The organism is Pseudomonas sp. LJDD11 (assembly GCF_024584215.1).
Lineage (GTDB): Bacteria > Pseudomonadota > Gammaproteobacteria > Pseudomonadales > Pseudomonadaceae > Aquipseudomonas.
Genome location: NZ_JANJFL010000016.1, coordinates 131,114 through 137,587 on the forward strand (window position 1 = coordinate 131,114; position 6,474 = coordinate 137,587).

The following is a 6,474-nucleotide window of genomic DNA, read 5'->3' on the forward strand; positions in this document are numbered from 1 at the left end:
CTGCGCAGGCGATGGCGGCCTATGACCTGACTGTCGGCACGACTCGTTTTGAATACACCCTCTCCGCTATCGCTGCGCTATGAACCACGGGATCTCTCCGACGAGGAGCTGGTCGCGCGCGCCCATGATGAACTGTTTCACGTGACGCGAGCCTACGAAGAACTGATGCGTCGCTACCAGCGGACACTTTTTAACGTATGCGCACGATATTTAGGGAACGATCGCGACGCGGACGATGTCTGTCAGGAGGTGATGCTTAAGGTGTTGTATGGCTTGAAAAATTTCGAAGGTAAATCGAAATTCAAAACCTGGCTCTACAGCATCACCTATAACGAATGCATCACTCAGTACCGCAAGGAACGGCGTAAGCGTCGCTTGATGGACGCCTTGAGCCTGGACCCGGTCGAGGAAGCGTCGGAAGACAAGACGCCGAAGACCGAAGAAAAGGGCGGGCTCGATCGCTGGCTTGTGCACGTCAACCCGATCGATCGGGAAATTCTGGTGCTGCGCTTTGTCGCAGAGCTGGAATTCCAGGAGATCGCAGACATCATGCACATGGGCTTGAGCGCAACGAAAATGCGCTACAAGCGGGCTTTGGATAAGCTTCGTGAAAAATTTGCAGGTATTGCCGAAACTTAACCCGGCGCAAATACCTCTAACAAACCGGCATGTTCTGATAGACTTGCCTACGAATTGTCCCCGATTTTATGGGGTCGCTTCACACATCACCAGATGGGGATTTAACGGATGAAACTGAAAAACACCTTGGGCTTGGCCATTGGTACTATCGTTGCCGCAACTTCGTTCGGCGCGCTGGCACAGGGTCAAGGCGCAGTCGAAATCGAAGGCTTTGCCAAAAAAGAATATTACGACAGCCAGCGTGACTTCAAAAATGACGGCAACCTGTTCGGCGGCTCGATCGGTTACTTCCTGACCGACGACGTTGAACTGCGTCTGGGCTACGACGAAGTTCACAACGTTCGTGGCGAAGATGGCAAGAACATCAAGGGCTCCAACACCGCCCTGGACGCTCTGTACCACTTCAACAACCCAGGCGACATGCTGCGTCCTTACGTTTCGGCAGGTTTCTCCGACCAGAGCATCGGCCAGACCGGCCGTGGTGGTCGTAACGGCTCCACCTTCGCCAACCTGGGCGCTGGTGCCAAGCTGTACTTCACTGACAACTTCTACGCCCGTGCCGGCGTTGAAGCTCAGTACAACATCGACCAGGGTGACACCGAGTGGGCACCAAGCGTCGGTATCGGTGTGAACTTCGGTGGCGGCAGCAAGCCAGCCGCAGCCCCTGCTCCAGCACCAGTTGCTGAAGTCTGCTCCGACAGCGACAACGACGGCGTTTGCGACAACGTCGACAAGTGCCCAGACACTCCTGCCAACGTTACTGTTGACGCTGATGGCTGCCCGGCTGTTGCCGAAGTCGTTCGCGTTGAGCTGGACGTGAAGTTCGACTTCGACAAGTCGGTTGTCAAGCCTGACAGCTACGGCGACATCAAGAACCTGGCTGACTTCATGCAGCAGTACCCACAAACCACCACTACTGTTGAAGGTCACACCGACTCCGTTGGTACTGACGCTTACAACCAGAAACTGTCCGAGCGTCGCGCTGGCGCTGTTAAACAGGTCCTGGTCAACCAGTACGGTGTTGGCGCTAACCGCGTTCAGTCCGTTGGTTACGGTGAATCGCGCCCTGTTGCTGACAACGCCACCGAGTCTGGCCGTGCAGTCAACCGTCGCGTAGAAGCTCAAGTAGAAGCCCAGGCCAAGTAATAGCCTGACCTCTACCGGACCGGCTGCCTGGCAGCCTGGTTCAAAAAAATGCCCCGGACCGTAAGGTTCGGGGCATTTTTTTTGTCCTTATTTCCAGCCTCATCGCCAAAGCGCTTGTTGCGCCTGGCCACTCATGAATTGACACACATTCGCCAGCCGTGGGTTGAACCGCTAATGCTTATAATTTGCTCTTAAAACGATCCGGGCGAACCTTTTGAGGGGGCCAGGAGCCTGTCAGCACGCGCCTCATACCGGACGCTGCCAGCGGATGCCACGCGTTTCAGACTTCATACAAAAGGAAATAAAAATGTCGTCCAAGAAGTTCCCAGTGCTAAAACTCGCAGCCTCCGTATTTGCTGTCACGGCGGCGATGGGCGCGACGGGTAGCGCGTTTGCCAAAGAGCTTAACCTTTACACCACCCGTGAGCCCAAGCTGATCCAGCCATTGCTCGATGCCTACACCCAGCAGAGCGGCGTGCAGGTGAAGACCATTTTTGTTTCTGAGGGCTTGCTGGAGCGGGTCAAGGCCGAAGGCGAGCGTTCGCCGGCTGACGTGCTGATGACGGTCGACATTGGCAACCTGATGGACCTGGTCGAAGGTGGCGTGACCCAGCCGGTCAAGTCCAAAACCCTGGAACAGGTGATCCCGGCCAACCTGCGCGGCGCTGATGGTCAGTGGTTCACGCTGTCGATGCGCGATCGGGTGCTGTACGCCGACAAGGATCTGCCGATCACCTCGTTCACCTATGAAGAGCTGGCCGATCCTAAGTGGCAAGGCAAGGTCTGCATCCGCGCCGGTCAGCATCCGTACAACACCGCGCTGATTGCGGCCAAGATTGCCCATGACGGCGTGCCCGCCACTCAAGCCTGGCTCGAAGGGGTGAAGAAGAACCTGGCGCGTCCTGCTGCCGGCGGCGACCGCAACGTCGCGCGCGACATCCTCGGCGGCATCTGCGACCTGGGGATTGCCAACGCCTACTACGTGGGCCACATGAAAAACGCCAAGCCGGGCAGCGAAGACCGCGCCTGGGGCGATGCCATCAAGGTCGTGCGTCCGACCTTTGCCAGCAATCCCAATGGCGGTACCCACGTTAACATCAGCGGCGCTTCGGTCGCCAAAAGTGCCCCTAACCGTGATAACGCGGTCAGTTTCCTTGAGTACCTGGTGTCGGCAGACGCTCAGGCGCTGTATGCCAAGGCCAACTACGAGTACCCGGTTCGCGAGGGCGTAGCGGTCGATCCGGTCATCGCTGCATTGGGGCCATTGAAAGCCGATACGCTGAACGTGGCTGAAGTGGCCAAGTATCGCAAGCAGGCCAGTGAACTGGTCGATAAAGTCGGTTTCGACAACTGACGTAATCGTTTGCAGCGCCCCTCGCTGGCCGTTTTCTGGCTGGCGAGGGGCGTTTGTTATACGCGGTGCTCAAAACAGTGAGTGTCGCCTTCAGGGTATCTCTAAAAACGTAAGCGAGGCAGCCAGCGCAAGGCGAAGAAAGGCGAGCAAGCGGAGTTGACTGGCTGTCAATGAGCATTGTGAGCCTGTTTTCAACGCGGCGATGGCGCGCGTAACGCCGCAGGCGCCCAGCCAGCAGGTAGTTTTTAGAGGTGCCCTTCAGATACCCTCGTGACCGATGAATTTCTACTCTTTGCGTTTTTCCCGCGCCGTACGTGGCTTGTGGGCACCGACAGGCTCATTACTGGCAGCCTTGATAGTCATTGCTCCGGTCGCCGCGCTGCTGTGGCACGCGTTTGCCGGCGATGTTGCCCATTGGCAGCATCTGCTCAATAACGTGGTGCCTGTGGCCCTGCGCGACACGCTGATTTTGCTGGCCGGGGTCGGCGTGGTGGTGACCGTGCTCGGTGTCGGCAGTGCCTGGTTACTGAGCGCGTATGATTTTCCAGGCAAGGCCCTGCTTGGCTGGGCGCTCTTGCTGCCGCTGGCAGTGCCGACCTACATCATGGCGTACGCTTACCTGGATCTGCTGCACCCGATTGGCCCTGTGCAATCATCGATCAGGGCGTTGCTGGGCTACAGCAGTCCGCGCGAATGGCGCTTGCCCGACGTGCGCAACATGACCGGCGCGATTCTGATTCTGGGCTTTGTGCTTTACCCGTATGTCTATCTGACCATGCGCGCGATGTTCCTGACCCAGGCGGCCAACCTGATCGAGGCGGCGAGAACGTTGGGGGCCAGGCGTCAGGAGGTGTTCCGGCGCATTGTTTTGCCGCTGGCGCGGCCCGCCTGGGCGGTGGGCCTGAGTCTGGCCTTGCTCGAAACCCTCAATGACATCGGGGCGTCGAGTTTTCTGGGGGTCAAAACCCTTACCGTATCGGTGTATACCGCCTGGACCGCGCGTTCTGACCTGGCTGCGGCGGCGCAGATTGCCCTGACCATGCTGGTGGTGATCATTGGGCTGATCCTGATCGAGCGCAAAGGTCGTGCTCGTCAGCGCTTCGCCAACACCCAGAAAATGCAACCGATGCGCCCGCGCACCTTGCATGGGCCCGCCGCGCTGATGGCCTTGTCGCTGGGCTTGGTTCCGGTGCTGATCGGTTTTGTGATCCCGGCAGCTTACCTGTGTGTGCAAGCCTGGAAACGCCTTAACCATTCGGCCGGGGTGTCGCGTGCATTGCTCGACAGCCTTTACAACACACTGCTGGTCGCGTCGCTGGCGACGCTGATCACCGTGGCCGTAGGGCTGATGATCGCCTGGGCCGGCAGAACCCTGCGCGAAAGTGCCTGGCGCCAGCCGGCCAGAGGGTTCGCCAGGGTCGGCAGCTTGGGCTACGCGCTGCCCGGTACAGTATTGGCCATTGGCCTGATGACCCCGGCGATGCTGATCGAGAATCTGGTCGGCGGCCTGCTGGGAACCCAGAAGCTGTTTTTGATGGGCTCGACCGGGTTGCTGATCATCGCGTATTGCATTCGTTTTCTGGCCATCCCGATCGGTGCTGTCGAAGCCGGCCTGACCCGGGTGCCTGCGTCCATCGAGCATGCCGCACGAACCTTGGGCGAGCGCCCCGGCGCCACCTTGCGGCGGGTCCATCTACCGCTGTTGCGCCCGGCCCTGGCGGCCAGCGCACTGCTGGTGTTCGTCGATACGATGAAAGAGCTCTCGGCCACGCTGCTCCTGCGGCCGCTTGATTTCGACACGCTGGCCACCCGGCTGTACGCCGAGGCCTCACGCGGCACTTATGAAGAAGGCGCGATCGCCGCCATCCTGATCGTCCTGGCGGGCTTGTTGCCTGTGATGCTGTTGGCCCGCACCAAACTCTCTTATGGACACTGACTGATGCCTGTTTATCAATCCTCTGGCGTGGCGCAAAATCTTTCCAGTCGTCCCTATCTGGATCTTGCCGGGGTTCGGGTCGCTTATGACACGCCGCGTGGCCGGGTGAATGTCATCCATGACTTCTCTCTGACGCTGGACAGGGGCCAGGTCGGTTGCCTGCTTGGATCGTCCGGTTGCGGAAAGTCGACAGTGCTGCGCTCGATTGCCGGTTTCGAACCGGTGCTTGCAGGCGCCCTGAGCCTGGACGGTCGGCTGCTGTCGTCGGCACAGGTGCACGTTGCCCCGGAAGAGCGGCGCATCGGCATGATGTTTCAGGACTACGCCTTGTTCCCGCACCTGACGGTTGCAGAGAATGTCGGCTTCGGCGTGCGCGGCGTCAGCAAGCAGGCGCGCCTGCTGCGGGTGCAGCAGATGCTTGAAGCGGTGCGCCTGCCGGATGTCGCCAGCCGCTATCCGCATGAGCTGTCCGGGGGGCAGCAGCAACGGGTTGCGCTGGCCCGGGCATTGGCGCCCGCGCCGGAGATCCTGCTGCTCGACGAGCCGTTCTCCAACCTGGATGTGAATACCCGCGAACGGTTGGCCAGTGAGGTGCGCGAGATCATCAAGGCGACCGACCACACGGCAATCATCGTGACCCACAACCAGGATGAGGCGTTTGCCATGGCCGACCGGATTGGGGTCATGCGCGACGGCCGGCTCGAACAATGGTCGTATCCGGCTACGCTGCGGTCAGCACCGGCTTCGGATTACGTACAGCAATTTCTCAGCGGTGAGCTGGAGCCGCTGCTGGTGTAGCCAGGGCGCTCGTCAATCGACGCGCCTGAGCGGCAGGGTGTTCTGGCTTTGCCTGGCGCGTTCACTCCAGGTCACCACATGACTGGCCTTGTTCCAACGGACCTTGGCGATCCCGTTGGCGCCTGCCTTGCGCATTGCATCGCTTAGGTTACGCAGCGACACCGTGGTACCCACGCATTCACCATCGGCGAGCAGCGCCGATTTCCAGGCATCGAATTCGTTCATGGCGTTGCAGTCACGGACCACGACTTTCTTGAGGCCGTGTTTTACCAAGCTGGCGCGAAAAGCCCCTTCCTTCAGGTGGGGGATGAAAGCGCCACCGCGAAGCGGTCATAGGGGTTAAAATCCACAAAACCGCCCCTATTCTGTATTTCATGACTGAAATGAAAGCGACCAAAACCCTCAAGGTTCGAGTGCGAGACAAGCACGCAGCGCAGCTGCGTGAAGCTTCTCGTGCCGTGAATTTTGTGTGGAACTACGTAAACGAGTTGAGCAGTCGCACGATTCGTGAGCGTGGTCGTTTTCTGTCGGCGTTCGACATTCACAAGTACACCAACGGGGCCGGCAAAGACCTGGGACTGCACAGCCAATCGGTGCAGGC

The 6,474-nt window shown here is 59.4% G+C and carries 6 protein-coding genes and 1 pseudogene; 6 read left to right on the forward strand and 1 reads right to left on the reverse strand.

Going from position 1 to position 6,474, the window contains the following annotated elements; all coding sequences use genetic code 11:
* Positions 1 to 48 precede the first annotated feature (48 nt).
* From sigX to NRB16_RS18775, 5 genes are all read left to right on the forward strand, one after another.
* A complete protein-coding gene (sigX, locus tag NRB16_RS18755; RefSeq protein WP_144403324.1) occupies positions 49 to 639 on the forward strand; it encodes an RNA polymerase sigma factor SigX in 591 nt (196 codons plus the stop codon).
* A 108-nt stretch (positions 640 to 747) separates the two neighbouring features.
* The gene (locus tag NRB16_RS18760) at positions 748 to 1,785 is read left to right on the forward strand and encodes an OmpA family protein (protein WP_045491917.1); all 1,038 of its coding nucleotides are present in this window, start codon (positions 748 to 750) and stop codon (positions 1,783 to 1,785) included.
* 307 nt (positions 1,786 to 2,092) lie between these two features.
* Positions 2,093 to 3,139, forward strand: coding sequence for a Fe(3+) ABC transporter substrate-binding protein (locus NRB16_RS18765; RefSeq protein WP_045491914.1), 1,047 nt, complete (start codon positions 2,093 to 2,095; stop codon positions 3,137 to 3,139).
* 277 nt (positions 3,140 to 3,416) lie between these two features.
* The gene (locus NRB16_RS18770) at positions 3,417 to 5,075 is read left to right on the forward strand and encodes an iron ABC transporter permease (protein ID WP_257106657.1); all 1,659 of its coding nucleotides are present in this window, start codon (positions 3,417 to 3,419) and stop codon (positions 5,073 to 5,075) included.
* Between the two features lie 3 nt (positions 5,076 to 5,078).
* Positions 5,079 to 5,873: an ABC transporter ATP-binding protein gene (locus NRB16_RS18775; protein WP_373568478.1), complete on the forward strand. Its 795-nt coding sequence runs from the start codon at positions 5,079 to 5,081 to the stop codon at positions 5,871 to 5,873.
* Between the two features lie 12 nt (positions 5,874 to 5,885).
* Here NRB16_RS18775 and NRB16_RS18780 read toward each other — a convergent pair whose 3' ends face one another.
* A complete protein-coding gene (locus NRB16_RS18780) occupies positions 5,886 to 6,098 on the reverse strand; it encodes a hypothetical protein (RefSeq protein WP_253117767.1) in 213 nt (70 codons plus the stop codon).
* A 158-nt stretch (positions 6,099 to 6,256) separates the two neighbouring features.
* Between NRB16_RS18780 and NRB16_RS18785 the strand changes: the two are divergent.
* A pseudogene (locus NRB16_RS18785) lies at positions 6,257 to 6,474 on the forward strand (RNA-guided endonuclease TnpB family protein); the annotation flags it as partial.

Bases quoted from the DNA above. Each gene is read 5' to 3' on its own strand.
- NRB16_RS18760 (WP_045491917.1), top strand. From the start codon at position 748: ATGAAACTGAAAAACACCTTGGGCTTGGCCATTGGTACTATCGTTGCC.
- NRB16_RS18765 (WP_045491914.1), top strand. From the start codon at position 2,093: ATGTCGTCCAAGAAGTTCCCAGTGCTAAAACTCGCAGCCTCCGTATTT.
- NRB16_RS18770 (WP_257106657.1), top strand. From the start codon at position 3,417: ATGAATTTCTACTCTTTGCGTTTTTCCCGCGCCGTACGTGGCTTGTGG.
- NRB16_RS18775 (WP_373568478.1), top strand. From the start codon at position 5,079: ATGCCTGTTTATCAATCCTCTGGCGTGGCGCAAAATCTTTCCAGTCGT.
- NRB16_RS18780 (WP_253117767.1), bottom strand. From the start codon at position 6,098: ATGAACGAATTCGATGCCTGGAAATCGGCGCTGCTCGCCGATGGTGAA.